The sequence below is a fragment of the Yersinia proxima genome, from assembly GCF_902170785.1.
Classification (GTDB): Bacteria; Pseudomonadota; Gammaproteobacteria; order Enterobacterales; family Enterobacteriaceae; genus Yersinia; species Yersinia proxima.
Window position 1 is genome coordinate 170832 of the sequence record NZ_CABHYG010000001.1, and the last position, 18005, is coordinate 188836.

The following is an 18005-nucleotide window of genomic DNA, read 5'->3' on the forward strand; positions in this document are numbered from 1 at the left end:
AAATTAAATCTCTGTTTTAGACGTTTTTTAGGCAATTTAAATAATCTCATAATTTTTTTAATTTTTAAAATGAAGATTTTAACTTATTGTTTTTTGATTGTTAATTTAATTAATTGTCTATTTTTAGTAATTTTCCAAGTGTGATCTTAAGCAGAAAATTCAAAATGGAATTAAGTTTTGTTTTTTGTGGTGTAGTTTTTTGTTTTCCTCTGAGTTCTAATGTTGTCGAGTGTTTCGTGATTTTATTCTGTTATTTAAACTTCTGGGTAAATTCATAAAAATTAGATTTCAACGAGGACGCTGAGATGAAGACAAAAATGATAATGTCAAAAGTAAAAATAAAATCTTTGCTGTTGTTAACTTATTTAGCCATGGGGGTTCCTTCTCTCCACGCAGCAGAAACATTGCAGGTGTGGATACGTGCCAGTAATGATTCCAAAAATATTTATAAAACAGAAGCTGAAACTTTTGAGAAGAAAACCGGCATCAAAATTGAATATTTCAATGCCACCACCGATTTTGAACAGCGCCTGGCGCGAGCCGCAGCTGGCAATGCGCTGCCTGACTTGATTTTCAATGATGCAGCAGCCATTGGGCAGTTTGTCCAACTCGGGATTGTGGAGCCGATTGAGCCGAAAAATATTATTGGCGGGGCTGACATCTTAGATACCGCTTGGGAGAGCGCTCAATATATTGATGGCAAATATTACGGCGTACCTACCTCAGCACAAACCTTTGCGCTGTTTATCCGTAAAGATTGGCGAGAAAAATTGGGGTTAGAGCTACCCAAAAGCTGGGAAGATATTAGTACTCTGGCGAAAGCCTTTACCTTTAATGACCCCGATGGCAATGGCAAAAATGACACTTACGGCTTTATTTTGCCCGCCTCGACCACCCGTGGTTACGCCAGTTGGTTTATTAGCTCCTATCTCTGGCAAGCCGGTGGGGATTTCATTCGTCCGGCCGGTGAGGGCAAGTTTAAAGGCTCACTGGAAGAACCCGCAGCGGTTGAAACTCTGAGTTTCATTCGCGGCATGGTTTGCGACAAAACAGTACAGCCGGGGGCGATTAACGCCACCACCGCAGATGCCATTCCTTCCTTCCGCTCCGGCCAAAGCGGCATGTTCGTCACCGGCCCATATCATATTGCTCTATTTGATAAAGACCCCGGCAAAGAGGCTTTTGAAGTGATCCCGCCGCCAAAAGGGCCCAAAGGGCAGGCAACACTGGCTGAAGGCACCACGGTATTTATGATGAAAAGCAGCCAGAAAAAAGCAGCCGCTCAGAAATTTATAGAATTCATGATTTCACCGGAAGGGCAACAAATTGGCATGGGAATGGGCAGCAATAATATGCCAGTAGTGCGCTTGTCCATTAATAAACTGGTTGATACTAAAGCGGTTTATAACGATCCGCGTTGGGCAATGTTTGCTGATTTGTACGCCGATCATGGCCGCTATATTCCGCAAGTCCCTAACTGGACGCCGATTCGCCAGGTGACTGCAGAAGGTTTCAACCGCATCTTAGCCAACTGTGAAGGTGATATTCCTGCTGAATTAAAAGTAGTGAATCAGAAAGTGAATGATGAGTTGGCTAAACAGAATGTCTTAGGGCAGTGAGTAAATCATGATAACGCTAACCCCCCGACTAAAACGTAATCTGGTTCCGTGGCTGTTCCTGGCCCCGGCACTGGTCATCTTCACCTGGTTTAAATTCATCCCGATGCTGCAAGGGCTGGTGATGAGTTTTTACAAGGTTAACTTTAACCAGCCAAATGAGTGGGTCGGGTTTGACAACTTTTCCCGCGCGATGGGTGATGAAGCACTGCATTCTGCGGTTTTCAACACCCTGTTATATGTGGTGGTCACCATGGTGGTGGCCGCTTTTATCGCCTTCTTCTTAGCCATGCTATTGGAAGGCCCGGCGCGCCATTTGCGTTTTATCCGTACCGCTATCTTCTTGCCGGCGGTGACCAGTGCAGCGATCGTCGCCGAAATGTGGCGAATTCTGTTTAACCCGACCAGTAATGGGGTGGTGAACCACATTTTGTCGTGGTTCAGCATTGAAGCGCAGGGTTTTCTGGCAGATACCGACCAGGCGCTGTGGACTGTGATGTTGCTGCATATTTGGAAAGCGGTGCCTTACAACATGGTTATCTTTATTGCCGGTCTGGTGGGGATTAGCCGTGATTTGTATGACGCCTCGAATGTGGATGGCGCTAACTGGTGGAACCGCCTGCGTTACGTCACTTTACCCGGCATGATCCCTGCACTTTCTGTGGTGCTGATGCTGTCATTCATCCGTGGTTTCCGGGTGTTTGCTGAAGTCTATGCCACCACTGGCGGCGGCCCGTCTAATGCGACAGAAATGATCATGACTCATATCTACAAACTGGGCTTTGAGCAGTTTGATTATGGGTATGCATCCGCGGTGTCCTTCCTGTTATTCGCCTTCACTGTGGTGCTGACCATATGTCATCTCACCTTGAAAAAGCGCATCGCCCGTTACTAACCGAGCCGGAGACTGGTAATGAAAAGTAAAAGTTGGAACAGTATCGGCCGCTGGGTAATTTATGGTCTGTTGCTGGTGGTATTTGTCGGCCCGTACTGGGGCATTATCGCCACCGCATTCAGCGGCGCGCCGGTAAAACCCGGAGAGCTGCTGGCCTGGCCCAATCAGTTCTCGTGGGATAACTTTATCTTCGCCTGGATGGATATCGGCGTCTGGCAATACCTGCTGAACTCCATCGTCGTGGTGTTCTTCGGCACGGTGTTACAGGTGTCGGTCAGTGCGCTAGCTGCCTATGCGCTGGCGCGTAAAAAGTTTATCGGCGTCTCGCTGACCAGCTTGGTTATTCTGTCGACCATGATGCTACCGGAAGAAGTGATCGCCATTCCGCTGTATATGATAATCAACTGGCGACTGCCGCTTATCGATGCTTCGCTATACAACAGCTATCTGGGCATGATTTTGCCGGTGGTGGGCTGGGCTTTCTCTATCTTCGTATTGACCGAGTTTATGGCGGCTATCCCGAAAGAGCTGGAAGAAGCGGCGCGTATTGATGGTGCCAGCGAATGGCAAATCTTCTTCCACGTCATCCTGCCGCTGGTCAAACCGGCATTGGGCACGGTGGTGACCTTCGGCTTCATCATGATTTGGGACCAATACCTGTTGCCACTGATTGTGGTGAATCAGGACAGTTTGAACACTATTCCGGTGATCCTCGGCACATTACGTACTGACGAAACCATCACACCAAACATCTTTATTGCCATCACTCTGTTGGCGATGTTGCCAAGCATCATCGTGTATCTGGGTCTGCAAAAACATTTCAATCGCGGGATCATGTCTGGCGCGGTTAAAGGCTAGGGAGAAACAAAATGGGATCGGTTGTACTTAAAAATGTCTGTAAATCTTACGGTGACACCCATGTGATCCGCGATGTATCGCTGGAGATCCCTGATGGTGAGTTTTGCGTGTTGGTTGGCCCGAGCGGCTGCGGAAAGTCTACCTTACTGCGCATGATTGCCGGGCTGGAGGAGATCTCTGGCGGCACGGTTGGCATCAATGATCGAGATGTCACTGATGTTGAACCCAAGATGCGCGACATTGCTATGGTGTTCCAAAGTTATGCTCTTTATCCGCAGATGACGGTGCGCGAGAACATGGGTTTTGCATTGAAAATGGCCAAAATGTCCAAAGCCGATATCAATCAAAAAGTGGAATCCACCGCCGAGTTACTGGGCTTACAGGCACTGTTGGAGCGGCTACCGAAAGATTTGTCCGGTGGTCAGCGCCAGCGGGTTGCGATGGGGCGCGCCATCGTGCGTAACCCACAAGTGTTCTTATTCGACGAGCCTTTATCGAACCTGGATGCCAAATTGCGTACTCAGGTGCGTGGTGAGATCCGTGAATTGCATCAGCGGCTAAAAACCACGTCAGTGTATGTCACACATGATCAGATTGAAGCCATGACTATGGGGCAGATGATCGTGGTATTGCGCGACGGCCGTATTGAGCAAGTGGGTTCACCATTGGATCTTTATGATCGCCCTGCCAATCTGTTTGTGGCCGGTTTTATCGGATCGCCGGAGATCAATCAACTGAAAGGCACCGTAGTACTCAATACTGGCAAGACTACAGAACAAGGCGATGAATTCCTGCTGCGGCTGGAAGATGGCTCTTTGCTGACATTGCCTGCCGGTTTGCAAGTGACGGATGGGCAAAATGTGGTGTATGCCATTCGCCCGGAACAGGTCAATGTGGTGGATGAAAGCCACAGTGCCAGTGCACTGAAAGCGACCATTACCGCGATTGAAAATACCGGCTCGGATATGCAGCTATTTTGTAGCACCGGCGGGGGGCGCTTTACCTCGGTCTTCAAACAGCGTCTGGCGGTGAATGCAGGGGAGACGGTCTATTTGCAGCCTAAGCTGGCCGGTATCCACATTTTTGATGCCGCCACTGGCGTGCGGGTTGCTTGTCAGGCCGCATAAAGGAAGCAACGCGATGACGCCGATGAAATTGTACACGTTAGATGTGGACTGCCTTATCAAGGCAAAAGCGGTATTGCAGCAGCCATTTTCACCACTACAACCGGCCTTGCGCCGGTTATTAAGTGAAGCGGATGCATTACGCGATCAACCGCCGGAAAGTGTGACCCACAAAACGCTACTGCCCGTCAGTGGCGACATTCACGATTACTACAGCTTTGGCACCTACTGGTGGCCGAATCCGCGTAAGCCCAATGGATTACCCTATGTGCGTCGCGATGGGCATACCAATCCACAGAGCCAGAATGACGATACCGATACTCAGCGCATTGAGCGGATGTGTGACCGCTGCCTAACCCTCGGGCTGGCATACTATTTTACCGGTAATAGCCGCTATGCTCAGGTGGCGGCAGAACAGATCCGTTGCTGGTTTTTGGATGCCAAAACCCGCATGAACCCGCACCTGAATTATGGCCAGGCTATCCCCGGCATTGTCTCTGGCCGGGGGACGGGGTTAATTGATACCCGATTGATGTGGATGGTGATTGATACCATCGGGTTGATATTGCCCGCCAAGTTGCTGGATACCGAGGATACTGCGGTGTTACAGCAGTGGTTCCGCGATTTTAACCACTGGATGTTCCACAGCGAAGTGGGTCATTCAGAGTATGTCTGGCACAACAACCACGGTACCTGGTATGACGTCCAGCGCGCGGCTAATGCGATGTTCTATGGTGATCGCGGATTGGTTTCCACCATTATCCGCCAGGGAATTACCCAGCGGCTGGCGGCACAAATAGCGCAAGACGGTAAGCAGTGGATGGAATTGGAGCGCACTGTGCCTTTCCACTATTCCTTATTCAATATGGAGGCGCATTTGCTGCTGTGCCGTTATGGCGAACATGTTGAAATTGACCGCTGGGAGTGGGTACAGGATGGGCGCAATGTGCAGCAAGGGATTGATTATTTGCTGCCATTTATTGCTGAACCTGAATTATGGCCTTACCGCGATTTGCGGGGAATCGACTATGACAGTGCATTGCGGCTGTTATTACAGGCGGCGCGCGGTTATCCAAAAGAGGCGCAACGCTATCAGGCGGTACTCGCGACTCTTCCGGCTGATACCCTGACATCACGCGACCGTCTGATGTGGCAAAGTTAGTCGGGTCAAGGTTAATCAAGCTAAAGTTGATGTACACTCAAGGCTGTTTTTCAGCTGGAAAGTGATGTGAACAATGAGTGATGTGAATAACCCTGATGACCTGATCCCCATTACCCGCTTCCTGCGCCAGCAACATGTACTGACGCTGTGCGCTGGCAGCGGTATGGATATGTGGTGTGCCAACTGTTTTTATGTTTTTGATGAAGCGAAAATGGCGCTTTATCTGATGACAGAAAAGCACACCCGTCACGGCGAGCTGATGCAGATAAACCCGCAGGTGGTCGGCACAATTGCTACCCAGCCACGCACGGTAGCTTTGATAAAAGGCATTCAATATCGCGGTGCAATAACCGAATTAAAAGATGACGCAGAACAGATCGCCCGCCAGCACTATTGCCGCCGTTTCCCGGTAGCTAAAGTCGTATCCGCCCCTCTCTGGCAGCTCAATTTGCTGGAAATCAAGATGACCAATAATACTATGGGCTTCGGCAAGAAACTGCATTGGCATGCCCTTCTTCCTTGAAATTACAGGGGGGTTAGTTTCGTTCACGCACCCGAATCACTTACTGGTTGTTGATCTTAACGTCAGTAAGCTCATCGGAATAAGTTCGTTTGTCGCCTACCTGCAAAACTCCAATAACTTTGGGCATAGTTTCTTCGCTATGTTCTGGTGTTTCTGGTATTTATTATTCATATCAATTGATTTGATGATTATCTCCATGTTGGGGTGGTGCTAGCGTTTTTATCAGGAGGTCAGATGGCGAAGGTATTATTACTGGGGGCAAGTGGCCTGGTGGGGGGCGAGTTACTGCGCTTGCTGCGTTTGGATGCCCGCGTAACCTCTATTATTGCGCCAACCCGCAAGCCGTTGCCGCCCATGAATAAACTGATTAATCCGCAAGGCGAGAATATCGGCGAGTTACTAAAAACTCTGGATGAGCCGGTGGATTTGGTGTTTTGCTGTCTGGGTACGACTAGCCAGCAAGCGGGCAGTCAGGCGGCATTTCGTCAGGTGGATTATCGGCTGGTGCTGGCTGCGGGCGAAACCGGTTTACGGCTTGGCGCGCGGCATTTTCTGCTAGTAAGCGCGATGGGCGCTAACCCGAACTCGTGGCTATTTTATAACCGCACTAAAGGTGAGGCAGAGCGAGATTTACAAACTCAGGGCTGGCCACAACTCACTTTCGCCCGGCCTTCAATGCTGGCCGGTCAACGCACTAAACCGCGCTTGATGGAAAGCCTTAGCGCGCCGTTGTTTGCCTTATTACCTGATAAATGGCGCTTAATTAAAGCCAAAGATGTGGCACAAGCGCTGCTTGATCAGGCTTTTGCTCCGCCGAAAGAGGGGGTTGTTATTTTAACTTCAGCCCAAATGCAGCAACATTAATCATAATAAGCTAATTATCTGATTATCCTGCGCGATGGCGACGCCGTCGGGCAGGATGTTGTCGAGCGCCCAGGCATCCAATTGGTGGCTGATATGGGTCAGCAAGGTGGCTGCCGGTTTTAGTAACTCACTGATAGCGAGGGCCATTGTCACATCATTATGATTACGTGGCGGTGGACGGTGTGGGGAAAGTTGATGTGGCGGATGGCTGCAATCTTGTACCAATAAATCAATATTCTTACTGGCTAAAAATAGCGCGCTATCGGCGGGCAACCCAATGGTGTCGGTGAGATAGGCGATAGTTCGGTTGGGGCTTTGCAGCAGGTAGCCGAAGGTGATTTTTGAGTGATTGAGGGGCACTGGCGTAACCCGTAAATCGCCAAATTGAATTGGGTGAAATGCGCTGAGTGGCGGCTGAAAAGCCAATATTCCCGGATGCTTATACAGATCGTCGCAGCCATCAGGATCTGGCGGCCCGTACACTGGGATCGCATTTCCACACCCCCAACGTAACGGAAATAACCCCTGAACGTGATCCATGTGGTAATGTGTAAGCAAAAAACGCTGAATTTCCCCTCCAGCAAACAGTTGATCCAGTGTCGGCAACCCGGCATCAATCAAGGTCGTTTCCCCCTGATAACGCAACATTGCACTGCAAGGTTGACGGCGCAGCGCGGGTTGTAATCTGGCTTTGGTACAAATCACACACTGACAACCAAACACCGGCACCTGTTGGGCGCATCCGGTTCCTAACAATGTTAGTTCCATTTTTGATTCCCCTCCTGCTGTGTTGTGGGGGGCGTTGCCAGCAATTGCTGTAATTGCCCTAGCGTGTGGTGCAATTCGCCATCATTACAAAGTAGCTGGCAGTTAACCGGCAGTTGCTGTTGATAATGTTGCGCCCGCTGTAAACGCGCCTTGATTTGCTCACTGTTCTCACGCCCACGTTGCAGTAAGCGCTGAGCCAAAATTGCCGGCGAAACGGTCAGACACAGTGGCAGTAATTGGTGGTGATAGCGCTGCTGGGCTTCGGGTAAATAGGCTCGGGAGCCATTGACCACCACATCCAACCCGTGTTGCAGCCAGATATCAATCTCAATTCCTACTCCATAATGATGCTGATGTGCCTGCCAAAACAGCGCAAATAGCCCCTGTTTGGCGCGCAATAAAAACTCCTGTTCACTCAATGCGATATGATTTTCAGCACCCGCATTGGCTGCGCGGGTAATATAACGATGCGCGACCATAACGTTGGTGGGCATGGCCGCTCGTAGCGCGGACAGCAGGCAATCCTTGCCTGCACCGGAAGCACCCATCAGATAGATTAAGCGTGCCATCAGAACACCTGTATTCCCTGCCGCCAGACGTTTTGTACATACACATGCTGATTGTGCGAACCCTCATGGGTGCGCGCCAATATCAAATCAGCTCGCTTACCTTCGGCAATCACGCCGCGATCCGCTAACCCTAAAGCTCTGGCCGGATTACGCGTCACCAGATTGACCGCTTGCGCTAAGGTGAAGCTGTTGCTCTCGTCATGCGCGATACGGAATGCGGCATCCAGCAGGCTGGCGGGGTAATAATCGGAAGATAAGATATCCAACACGCCCAGTGATGCCAGTTGGTGCGCGGCGACATTGCCTGAATGGGAGCCGCCACGCACAATATTGGGTGCGCCCATCAATACCTGTAACCCATGCTGATGTGAGGCTCTGGCCGCCACTTCGGTGGTGGGAAATTCAGCAATGACACTACCCAATGCCTGTGATTCCGCCACATGTTCAGCGGTGGCATCATCATGGCTGGCCAAAGCTATTCCCCGCTGACGACAATGAGCGGCAATGGCCTGTCGATTCTGCCCCGACCAGCGGGCGGATAGGCTGATTTGCTCTTCTTCAAACTCTGCCATTTGCTGATCGTTAAGGTGATATTTACCCTGGTAATATTCACGGTACTTGGCGCGTGAAGCGAACTGGCGCTGGCCCGGTGAGTGATCCATCAGAGATACCAATGAAAGCTCTGGCTGCATCATCAGTTCTTCAAACAGTGGCAAGGTGCTGTCATGGGGTAATTCACAGCGCAAATGAATTCGATGCTCGGCTCGATTCAATCCTGACCGCTGGCTCTCTACCACGGCGTTAATCATTTTTTGCAGATTATCCAGCCGATGGCCGCCATCCCGCACATCGCCGACCGCCACGGCATCCAACACGGTCGTTATCCCGCTGGCAACCATTAGCGCATCGTGGCTACTCATTGCCGAATGTGCTGGCCAATCCACATTGGGGCGGGGGGTAAAAAACTTGTCGAGATTATCGGTATGCAGCTCGATCAACCCCGGCAACAACCAGCTATTTTGTCCATCAATTGCAGCTGAAAGTTGTGTCGGACGATCACTATAACTGCGGATCACCCCTTGGTGGATTTCCAGTGATCCGCTGACCACCTGATCCTCAAGAATAAGATTGACGTTGTTGAAGATCATGATGGGATCTCTGTGCTGGCGTGAGAGGGGGGCGGTGTCATAGTCAGTAAGCGGTCACTGACATGATTGCGTACTTTTTCATCGTGGAAAATACCGACAATTGCGGCTCCGCGCTGTTTAGCTTCATCAATCAGGCTGACCACAGCGGCGCTGTTGGTGCTATCGAGCGAAGCCGTCGGCTCATCCAGCAGCAAAATGGGGTAATCGACAATAAACCCTCGCGCGATATTAACCCGCTGTTGCTCGCCGCCGGAGAAGGTAGAAGGGGCCAGATCCCACAACCGCGGTGGCACATTAAGCCGCGTCAACAGATCCTGCGCCCGCTGTTGGCAGATTTGCCGATCAACCCCCAATTCCAGCAGGGGTTGCATCACCACATTTAATGCACTGATTCGTGGGATCACCCGCAAGAATTGACTGACCCAGCCCACCGTATGACGGCGCACAGCCATAATTTGCCGGGCTTGCGCACTCACCATATCCAGCCATTCTCCCTGATGTTTCACCCAGATATGGCCGCTGTCGGGTAAGTAATTGGCATATAAAGAGCGCAGCAGGGTGGATTTTCCGCTGCCGGAATGGCCGTGCAGCACCACACATTCGCCACTGCCAACTTCCAATGAAGTTTGATGCAGCACCGGCAGGCGAATACCGTGCTGGTGGTGTAACACAAAGGTTTTACTGAGATTTTCAACTTTCAGTTGTAGCATAGACAGTTGTAGCATAGGCAGCTGTAGGGCGTTCATAGTCAGTTCTCACTCAGTTTTGTAATACCGATGAAACCAGTAGCTGGGTATACGGATGGTGCGGGTCATCCAGCACCCGGTCAGTCAGGCCACTTTCGATAACTTGCCCCTCTTTCATCACCAGCAGACGGTTAGCCAATAAGCGGGCAACTCCCAAGTCATGAGTGACAATCACCACCGCCAATTGCATTTCCACCACCAGATTGCGCAGTAAATCCAGCAACCGTGCTTGCACTGACACGTCGAGGCCACCAGTCGGTTCGTCCATAAATACCAGCTTCGGATGCGTCACCAGATTGCGGGCAATTTGCAGTCGCTGCTGCATGCCGCCGGAGAAGGTGGTGGGCAGGTCATCAAGACGGGATAAGGGGATCTCGACATCTTCCAGCCAGCGGCCTGCTTGTTGGCGGATCTCGCCATAATGGCGCTGACCGATAGCCATCAGTCGCTCGCCGATATTGCCGCCCGCCGAGACTTGTGGCCGCAGCCCATCGAGTGGGTGCTGATGCACTACGCCCCATTCGGTGCGCAGTAAACGGCGGCGCTGGCTTTCGGCCATCTGATACAAATCAACCGCTGATTGGGCCTCAGGCCGATAAAAAATTTGCCCATGTTGCGGTGCCAGACGGGCTGAAATGGATTTCAGCAAGGTGGTTTTGCCCGAACCCGATTCACCAACAATCCCTAACACTTCACCGGGATACAGTTGGAAAGAGACATCACTGAATCCCTTACCCGGCGCATACAAATGGGTAAGATTCTCCACCGACAACAGCGGGTGAACAGCAGAGGGTTTTGAAATAACCTGTTCAACGATCATTGAATATTCACCTCTTGTGGGGCGGCCTGAGCCAGTTGCTGCTGGCAAAAATCAGTATCCGAACAAACAAACATCCGGCTGCCCTTATCGTCCATCACCACCTCATCGAGATAACTGTGGCGCGAGCCGCACAAAGCACAGGGTTCATCCCATTGCTGCACGCTAAAAGGGTGATCGTCGAAGTCCAGACTTTCCACTTTGGTAAAAGGTGGCAGGGCATACAGGCGTTTTTCACGGCCGGCCCCAAACAGTTGCAGCGCGGGCATCATGTGCATTTTGGGATTATCAAATTTCGGAATTGGCGATGGGTCCATCACATAGCGATCATTCACTTTTACCGGATAGGCATAGGTGGTCGCGATATGGCCGTAGCGGGCGATATCTTCATATAGCTTGACTTGCATTACGCCGTACTCCTCCAGCGCATGCATTTTGCGTGTCTCGGTTTCGCGCGGTTCAATAAAGCGCAACGGCTCCGGGATCGGCACCTGATAGATAAGGATCTGATCCTCCGTCAGCGGCGTTTCTGGAATGCGGTGCCGGGTCTGGATCAAGGTAGCGTCAGTGGTTTTTTCGGTAGTCGCCACTCCGCTGACCCGCTGGAAGAAGCGGCGGATCGACACCGCATTAGTGGTGTCGTCGGCTCCCTGGTCGATCACTTTCAGTACATCGTAACGGCCAATCAGGCAGGCGGTTAACTGAATGCCTCCGGTGCCCCAGCCATAAGGCATCGGCATCTCACGGCCGCCGAATGGCACTTGATAACCGGGGATGGCCACAGCTTTCAGTAACGCGCGGCGTAATGTTCTTTTGGTTTGCTCGTCCAGATAGCCCAGATTGTAACCGGTGAGAACTTCAGTCATGGCGCGGCTCCTGTTGTTCTGCGGCTACGGATGAATGCTCACGGCGCAGGCGCTTGAGTAACTCCAGCTCCGCTTGAAAATCAACGTAATGGGGCAATTTGAGATGAGAGACAAAACCGGCGGCTTCGACATTGTCGGCGTGGGATAACACAAACTCTTCATCTTGCGCCGGACTGGCGACATTTTCGTCGTATTCCCGGCTTTGCAAGGCGCGATCCATCAAGGCCATCGACATGGCTTTGCGCTCACCACGACCAAACACCAAACCGTAACCGCGAGTGAAATGTGGGGGTTCTGCTGCCGGGCTGACAAAACCATTCACCATTTCGCATTCGGTGAGTAAGATCTCACCGATATCAATCGCAAATCCCAGTTCTTCCGGCTCAATTGAAATGGTCAGCTCGCCGGTGCGGATCTCGGCGGCGAATGGATGAGTTCGACCATAACCGCGCTGGGTGGAATAGCCCAGCGCCAGCAGGAAACCTTCATCACCGCGCACCAGTTGTTGCAGCCGGGCTGAGCGATTACACGGATAAACCGGTGGGTTGCGGGTGATATCTTCCGGCGGGGTGCCGTCATCCCGCTCAACTTTTGCTAATTGCTCTTGCGCTAATAAATCAAACACATGAGCGCAATTATTTTGCGATACATCTTCTGGCGATATTTCCCTGCGATTGAGCGCGTGCGGCGCTTCACCCGAGGCCAGCAGGGTGAAATCCAGTAGTCGATGGGTGTAATCATAGGTGGGGCCGAGCACTTGCCCGCCGGGCAAATCTTTGTAAATGGCGGAGATGCGCCGCTCCAGCCGCATATTGCCAGTTGCCAACGGTTGGCTGACGGCCAGACGCGGTAATGTGGTGCGGTAGGCGCGCAGTAGGAAAATCGCTTCGACCAGATCACCGCTGGCTTGCTTGATGGCCAATGCAGCCAGCTCGCGATCATAGATACCGCCCTCAGTCATCACCCGATCTACCGCCAGACCTAGCTGTTGCTCAATCTGTTCGCAATCGATAGCCGGGATCTGTGTATCACCACGGCGCTGGTGTTCGAGTAATTGATGGGCTGCCGCAATGGCTTTTTCGCCCCCTTTGACTGCAACGTACATCAGCACACCTCCACATGGGTGGTTCGTGGGATAGCCATTAAGTTCTCGCCGCAGGTCAACAGAAAATCGAGGCCGGCAGGGAATGCGATCGGGCAGTTAAGCAGGTAATCCAGCACGGTAGAGGGCAATTGCGGAGCAACAGTACGGTGGTGCTCAATGCCCGGCCCGCGTAGGCGCAGAGGCACACCAAGGTGCAGACTGGTGGCCTGAAGAATGACGGTGGTGGAGTGCTCTGGCGAAAGTTCACTACCCGCCGGGCAGCTAATCAAAAGTTCTTCTTTTATCTCATTGTCAAATAAAGAAAAAATTGAATTTTTGATGCTGGTTGTCAGCGGCGCTCCGCAATGAAAACGTATATTCTGTTGCACGACATCATTGTTGAGCGGTTCATCCAGGTAGAGCGGCGTTTCCTGATCAACCAGGGTCAGCAGGATGCTGGTGGTGGCGGGATTTAATGGCTGCCAGCCGCTGCTATGGGGCAGTGAAACGACAACTCCCGGTTCGCTTAATGCCTTGAGAATACGGCGAAAAGCGTGCTGAGCATCATCAACCGGCTGATCAAAATGGTTTAATAGGCTCATTAGTCTTCTCCTCGCACCAGGGTGAAGAAATCCACTTTACTGGTGGCGATAGCGCGAGCGCGCAATTCCCGCCGCTCCTGCTGTATGGCCGCTAGAGGATGAATGACGGTTTTCAGCAGCAATTCACTCAGACCGGCTGGTTTTCCATTTATGCTGGAAAGCTGTAATAACGCATCTAATAGCGCGCAGAGTTCTGCATGAGGTTTATTGCGCCCGGCAATATAGCTGTAACCATAGATATCGGCGCTATCGTTGAGCCTGATTACCGCGCGGGTGAGGGTCATATCGCCCAGAATAAACCGGCGGCCAGTGCCGCCCATTCGCGCCTGTAATTGGCTCAAACCAATCTCTGGCGCACGGATCACCTGATACTGCGGTACCAGATTCAAGGGTTGCCAATGTGCAAGCAATTGCTCCGGTTGGCTGTGGGCCAACACCGACATCCAACCCTGCCGGGTGTTAGAGATACTTTCCATTTAGTGCTCCATGGTCAGTTCAATCATGTCGGCGCGCGTCAGGCTGACGGAGTACTCCGCCACCTGCTGGCTATCAACACGGATATTCAAGGTGCGCACACAGAGCAGCGGCGCATGGGTGGCAATTTCAAGTAAACGGCTCTCTTTGGCCTGAGCACGGCGTGCGCTAATGCGAGTCTGGCTACGGCTTAAAGGCTGTTGCAGATGTTGGCTGATGAATTGATGCAGTGAGCCGGAGTTAAACTGCTGCAATGCGGGCCACCAACTCAAATCCGGCAGGTAATGATCGATAACGCAGACCGGTACACCATTGACTCGCCGTAAGGTGCGTAAATGAATCACTGTCGTCCCTTCATCCAATGACAGCGCTTTGGCGACATGCTCAATGCACGGGCGTAAGACGGCGAGTAAGCGCTCACTGGTGGGGTCACTACCCTGATCTAATAAGTTTTGGCTAAAGCGCGCATTGGCATGTAGCGGGTAGTCATAAGGGCGCATTAACACCAGAATGCCGATACCTTGCCGACGTTGCAGCCAGCCGCGTTCGACCAATTCATCGACGGCCCGACGCAGGGTATGGCGATTGACCTGATAACGTTCGGCTAACTGCTGTTCAGACGGCAGATAATCTCCGCAGCGATAAGCACCGCGCAGCTCCTGTTCTAATTGGGCCGCAATTTGTTGATAGCGGGTGGGATAACTGGTCGGTGGTCTAGATAAGTGCATGGCAGATATACCCTCTGTGTGCATCATCACTTCTGACGGCCATCCACAATGAAACACAAGGAGCAATACTGATGAGCAGGTGGCGGATTGTCATGGTGATAACCAGTAAGTTTTCTCACCCGCTATGCTGGCGGTTTTTAATGACAGTAGGGTTAAGCTGAGATGGCGGAACGATGAAATCTTGTGGCGTGATAAACCGTTTTTCAGAGGTGAGGAATTTAAGGGGGAGTAGTCGCCATTCTGGCTCTGAAGAGTGCACAGAATGGCTAAAATAAATTAGCGTAGAAAATGGATAACCTGATTACCGCTGCCGCGCCAAATAAGCGACGGGTCTTTTAGGTCTTGCACAAATTTGCCATCGACCAGCACATTGATTAAATCAACCACTTGATGTTGGTCGGCGGTCAGTTCAGCCATTGTATAGCCAGTCCAGACCCAAATATCTTTACCGTCGCACTCCTGGCGTACGCGTTTGACCAGTTGCAGAATGGCGGACAGATTTTGTGGATGCAGCGGGTCACCGCCGGAGAGGGATAACCCTTGCCGGTGGATACGAGGATCGTTCAGATCCGCTATGATTTTATCTTCCATTTCTTGGGTAAATGGCTTACCCGAATTCAGCCGCCAGGTGCTTTTGTTATAACAACCTACACATTCGTGTACGCAGCCAGAGACGAACAGCGTACAGCGAGTGCCAGGGCCATTTATAACGTCGACGCTATAATATTGATGATAATTCATAATCAGTGCCTCCCTCGTACTTGAAGCCGCAGGGGTGTTCGCTACGTTCACTTACCCGAATCACTTACATCAGTAAGCTCATCGGGATAAGCTCGTTTGCTGCCTACCTGCAACTCCAATTACTTTGGGCCTTCGTCTTTGGTGGGTTAGCCCAGTTGTCCGTTTGCCAAATGCTTAACGCGACGCTTCACTTCTTCTTGTTTGCCGGCGTTAAATGGGCGTGCATCCGGGCTACCCAAATAGCCACATACCCGACGGGTGACTGACACTTTTGATGGTTCATGATTACCGCATTTCGGGCAGGTGAAGCCCTTGCTGGTACAGGAGAATTCGCCGGTAAAACCGCACTCGTAGCATTCATCAATTGGTGTGTTGGTGCCGTAATATGGCACCCGGCTGTAGCTGTAATCCCAGACATCTTCCAGCGCTCTGAGGTTATGCTGCAAGTTAGGGTATTCGCCGTAACAGATGAAACCGCCGTTAGCCAATGGAGGATAGGGCGCTTCGAAGTCCAGTTTGTCGTACGGGTTAACTTTCTTTTCAACATCCAGATGGAAGCTGTTGGTGTAATAGCCTTTGTCGGTGACACCTTCTACCACGCCAAATTCTGCGGTATCCAGGCGGCAGAAGCGGTCACAGAGGTTTTCGCTCGGTGTGCTGTACAGGCTAAAGGCGTAGCCAGTTTCTTCTTTCCAGCTATCCGTTGCTTGTCTCATGCGCTCGACGATAGCCACGCCTTTTGCACGTAACTTTTCGTCATCAAATACATGAGATTTATTGCCAAACAGAGCATTAACCGTTTCATGAATACCAATAAAGCCCAGCGAGATAGATGCGCGGCCATTTTTGAAGATTTCAGAGATATTGTCATCCGCTTGCAAGCGCACACCGCAAGCCCCTTCCATATACAGGATAGGAGCCACGCGGGCTTTGATCCCTTCGAGTCGGGCAATGCGGGTCATTAAGGCTTTCTTGGCTAACAGCAGGCGTTCATCCAGTAATCGCCAGAATTTATCTTCATCACCTTGAGCTTCTAAAGCAATGCGCGGCAGGTTAAGGCTGATAACTCCCAAATTGTTACGGCCATCGTGGATCTGTTCGCCATTTTCTTCATAAACACCAAGGAAGCTACGGCAGCCCATTGGTGTTTTGAAGGAGCCGGTAACTTTAACCACTTGATCGTAATTGAGAATATCTGGATACATGCGCTTGGTGGCACACTCAAGTGCTAACTGCTTGATATCGTAATTGGGATCGCCAAATTTATGGTTAAGGCCATCGCGGATAGCAAACACCAGTTTTGGGAACACCGCAGTTTTACGGTTTTTGCCCAAACCAGCAATGCGATTACGCAGAATCGCCTGCTGAATCATGCGCGACTCCCAACTGGCACCTAACCCGAAGCCGAAGGTAACAAACGGTGTTTGGCCATTGGCGGTATGCAGGGTATTCACTTCATATTCCAGCGATTGGAAAGCGTCATAACACTCTTTTTCGGTGCGTGACCGGGCATAGCCGTCAGCATCTGGAATCTGCCACTCTTCAGCGACCCGCTTGTGTTTATTGAAACTTTCGGTGACAAACGGTGCCAAAATTTCATCGATGCGGTTAATGGTTGTGCCACCATAGATATGGCTGGCTACCTGCGCAATAATCTGCGCGGTCACTGCGGTAGCAGTAGAAATGGATTTTGGTGGCTCTATTTCTGCGTTACCCATTTTAAAACCTTGGGTCAGCATCCCCTTGAGATCAATCAACATACAGTTGAACATCGGGAAAAATGGCGCGTAATCCAGATCGTGATAGTGAATTTCACCACGTTCATGAGCTAAAACCACGTCTCGCGGCAAAATATGTTGTTTGGCGTAGTGTTTCGCAACAATACCAGCCAGCAGATCGCGCTGAGTTGGGATGACTTTGCTGTCTTTATTCGCATTTTCGTTCAGTAGCGCTTTGTTACTTTGCTCTACCAAACCTTGGATCTCCTGATTCAGGCGACCGCGCAGTTCGCGCGAGATATCCCGGTCATGGCGATATTCGATATAGGCTCGGGCGAGTTGCTTGTATTGACCTGCCATCAGCTGGTTTTCTACCGCAGTTTGGATATCGCGGATATCAACTTTCGGCTGGTTCTCCATCGTCTGAGCGACCACTCGGGCAACAGTTGCACAATAATCTGCGTCTACCACGCCAACCGCTAGCGCTGCGCGCTCGACAGCTTCCTTGATTCGTACCTCATCAAAAGGTACCTGACAACCGTCCCGTTTAATCACTACTGTTTTCACAATGTCGCTCCTGTATCCTGCCGCGTAGGATTAGCCCCAAAACAATCTTATCCACAAGGCAAACCGCAGCACATAAGGGCTGCGAGGGGGTGTGGATGGTTTTGTGGATAACTACTATATATAGGTGTGTTAATT

Annotated in this window: 19 protein-coding genes; 7 read left to right on the plus strand and 12 right to left on the minus strand. The window is 51.1% G+C overall.

Going from position 1 to position 18005, the window contains the following annotated elements; all coding sequences use genetic code 11:
- Positions 1 to 305 precede the first annotated feature (305 nt).
- From FTB31_RS00770 to FTB31_RS00800, 7 genes are all read left to right on the plus strand, one after another.
- Positions 306 to 1619, plus strand: coding sequence for an ABC transporter substrate-binding protein (locus FTB31_RS00770; protein ID WP_077174301.1), 1314 nt, complete (start codon positions 306 to 308; stop codon positions 1617 to 1619).
- A 7-nt stretch (positions 1620 to 1626) separates the two neighbouring features.
- Positions 1627 to 2511, plus strand: a complete 885-nt coding sequence (locus FTB31_RS00775) for a carbohydrate ABC transporter permease (protein ID WP_005156239.1) — start codon at positions 1627 to 1629, stop codon at positions 2509 to 2511.
- An 18-nt stretch (positions 2512 to 2529) separates the two neighbouring features.
- Positions 2530 to 3369, plus strand: coding sequence for a carbohydrate ABC transporter permease (locus FTB31_RS00780; protein ID WP_227721929.1), 840 nt, complete (start codon positions 2530 to 2532; stop codon positions 3367 to 3369).
- A gap of 11 nt (positions 3370 to 3380) precedes the next feature.
- A complete protein-coding gene (locus FTB31_RS00785; protein ID WP_050075700.1) occupies positions 3381 to 4496 on the plus strand; it encodes an ABC transporter ATP-binding protein in 1116 nt (371 codons plus the stop codon).
- A 22-nt stretch (positions 4497 to 4518) separates the two neighbouring features.
- Positions 4519 to 5655, plus strand: a complete 1137-nt coding sequence (locus FTB31_RS00790; RefSeq protein WP_050076111.1) for an alginate lyase family protein — start codon at positions 4519 to 4521, stop codon at positions 5653 to 5655.
- A gap of 73 nt (positions 5656 to 5728) precedes the next feature.
- Positions 5729 to 6178, plus strand: a complete 450-nt coding sequence (locus FTB31_RS00795) for a YhbP family protein (RefSeq protein ID WP_227731000.1) — start codon at positions 5729 to 5731, stop codon at positions 6176 to 6178.
- Positions 6179 to 6412: 234 nt separating this feature from the next.
- A complete protein-coding gene (locus FTB31_RS00800) occupies positions 6413 to 7042 on the plus strand; it encodes a Rossmann-fold NAD(P)-binding domain-containing protein (protein WP_227731001.1) in 630 nt (209 codons plus the stop codon).
- Here FTB31_RS00800 and phnP read toward each other — a convergent pair whose 3' ends face one another.
- From phnP to nrdD, 12 genes are all read right to left on the minus strand, one after another.
- Positions 7043 to 7810, minus strand: coding sequence for a phosphonate metabolism protein PhnP (phnP, locus tag FTB31_RS00805; protein WP_050075706.1), 768 nt, complete (start codon positions 7808 to 7810; stop codon positions 7043 to 7045).
- The gene (gene phnN, locus FTB31_RS00810) at positions 7801 to 8379 is read right to left on the minus strand and encodes a ribose 1,5-bisphosphokinase (RefSeq protein WP_050075707.1); all 579 of its coding nucleotides are present in this window, start codon (positions 8377 to 8379) and stop codon (positions 7801 to 7803) included. The genes phnP and phnN overlap by 10 nt, the downstream gene beginning before the upstream one ends.
- On the minus strand, positions 8379 to 9527 hold the full coding sequence (gene phnM, locus FTB31_RS00815; protein ID WP_019084233.1) for an alpha-D-ribose 1-methylphosphonate 5-triphosphate diphosphatase: 1149 nt from the start codon (positions 9525 to 9527) through the stop codon (positions 8379 to 8381). Before phnM ends, phnN begins: the two co-directional genes overlap by 1 nt.
- A complete protein-coding gene (gene phnL, locus FTB31_RS00820; RefSeq protein WP_175628024.1) occupies positions 9524 to 10273 on the minus strand; it encodes a phosphonate C-P lyase system protein PhnL in 750 nt (249 codons plus the stop codon). The genes phnM and phnL overlap by 4 nt, the downstream gene beginning before the upstream one ends.
- A 13-nt stretch (positions 10274 to 10286) precedes the next feature.
- Positions 10287 to 11093, minus strand: a complete 807-nt coding sequence (gene phnK, locus FTB31_RS00825; RefSeq protein ID WP_227726640.1) for a phosphonate C-P lyase system protein PhnK — start codon at positions 11091 to 11093, stop codon at positions 10287 to 10289.
- A complete protein-coding gene (locus FTB31_RS00830; RefSeq protein ID WP_050075710.1) occupies positions 11090 to 11956 on the minus strand; it encodes an alpha-D-ribose 1-methylphosphonate 5-phosphate C-P-lyase PhnJ in 867 nt (288 codons plus the stop codon). The genes phnK and FTB31_RS00830 overlap by 4 nt, the downstream gene beginning before the upstream one ends.
- Positions 11949 to 13061, minus strand: a complete 1113-nt coding sequence (locus tag FTB31_RS00835; RefSeq protein WP_077293400.1) for a carbon-phosphorus lyase complex subunit PhnI — start codon at positions 13059 to 13061, stop codon at positions 11949 to 11951. Before FTB31_RS00835 ends, FTB31_RS00830 begins: the two co-directional genes overlap by 8 nt.
- Complete coding sequence (phnH, locus tag FTB31_RS00840) at positions 13061 to 13642, minus strand: phosphonate C-P lyase system protein PhnH (RefSeq protein ID WP_227720455.1); 582 nt, start codon at positions 13640 to 13642, stop codon at positions 13061 to 13063. The genes FTB31_RS00835 and phnH overlap by 1 nt, the downstream gene beginning before the upstream one ends.
- Positions 13642 to 14118 (minus strand): phosphonate C-P lyase system protein PhnG, encoded by a 477-nt coding sequence (gene phnG / locus FTB31_RS00845; protein WP_077174295.1) that lies wholly within the window; start codon positions 14116 to 14118, stop codon positions 13642 to 13644. The genes phnH and phnG overlap by 1 nt, the downstream gene beginning before the upstream one ends.
- Complete coding sequence (phnF, locus tag FTB31_RS00850) at positions 14119 to 14844, minus strand: phosphonate metabolism transcriptional regulator PhnF (protein ID WP_019084225.1); 726 nt, start codon at positions 14842 to 14844, stop codon at positions 14119 to 14121.
- A 276-nt stretch (positions 14845 to 15120) separates the two neighbouring features.
- Entirely contained in the window at positions 15121 to 15585 is a 465-nt protein-coding gene (gene nrdG / locus FTB31_RS00855; protein ID WP_050075715.1) for an anaerobic ribonucleoside-triphosphate reductase-activating protein, read from the minus strand.
- Between the two features lie 146 nt (positions 15586 to 15731).
- Positions 15732 to 17870 carry an anaerobic ribonucleoside-triphosphate reductase gene (nrdD, locus tag FTB31_RS00860; protein ID WP_050075716.1) on the minus strand — a complete coding sequence of 713 codons (2139 nt, stop codon included), beginning with the start codon at positions 17868 to 17870 and terminating at the stop codon, positions 15732 to 15734.
- Positions 17871 to 18005: the final 135 nt, after the last annotated feature.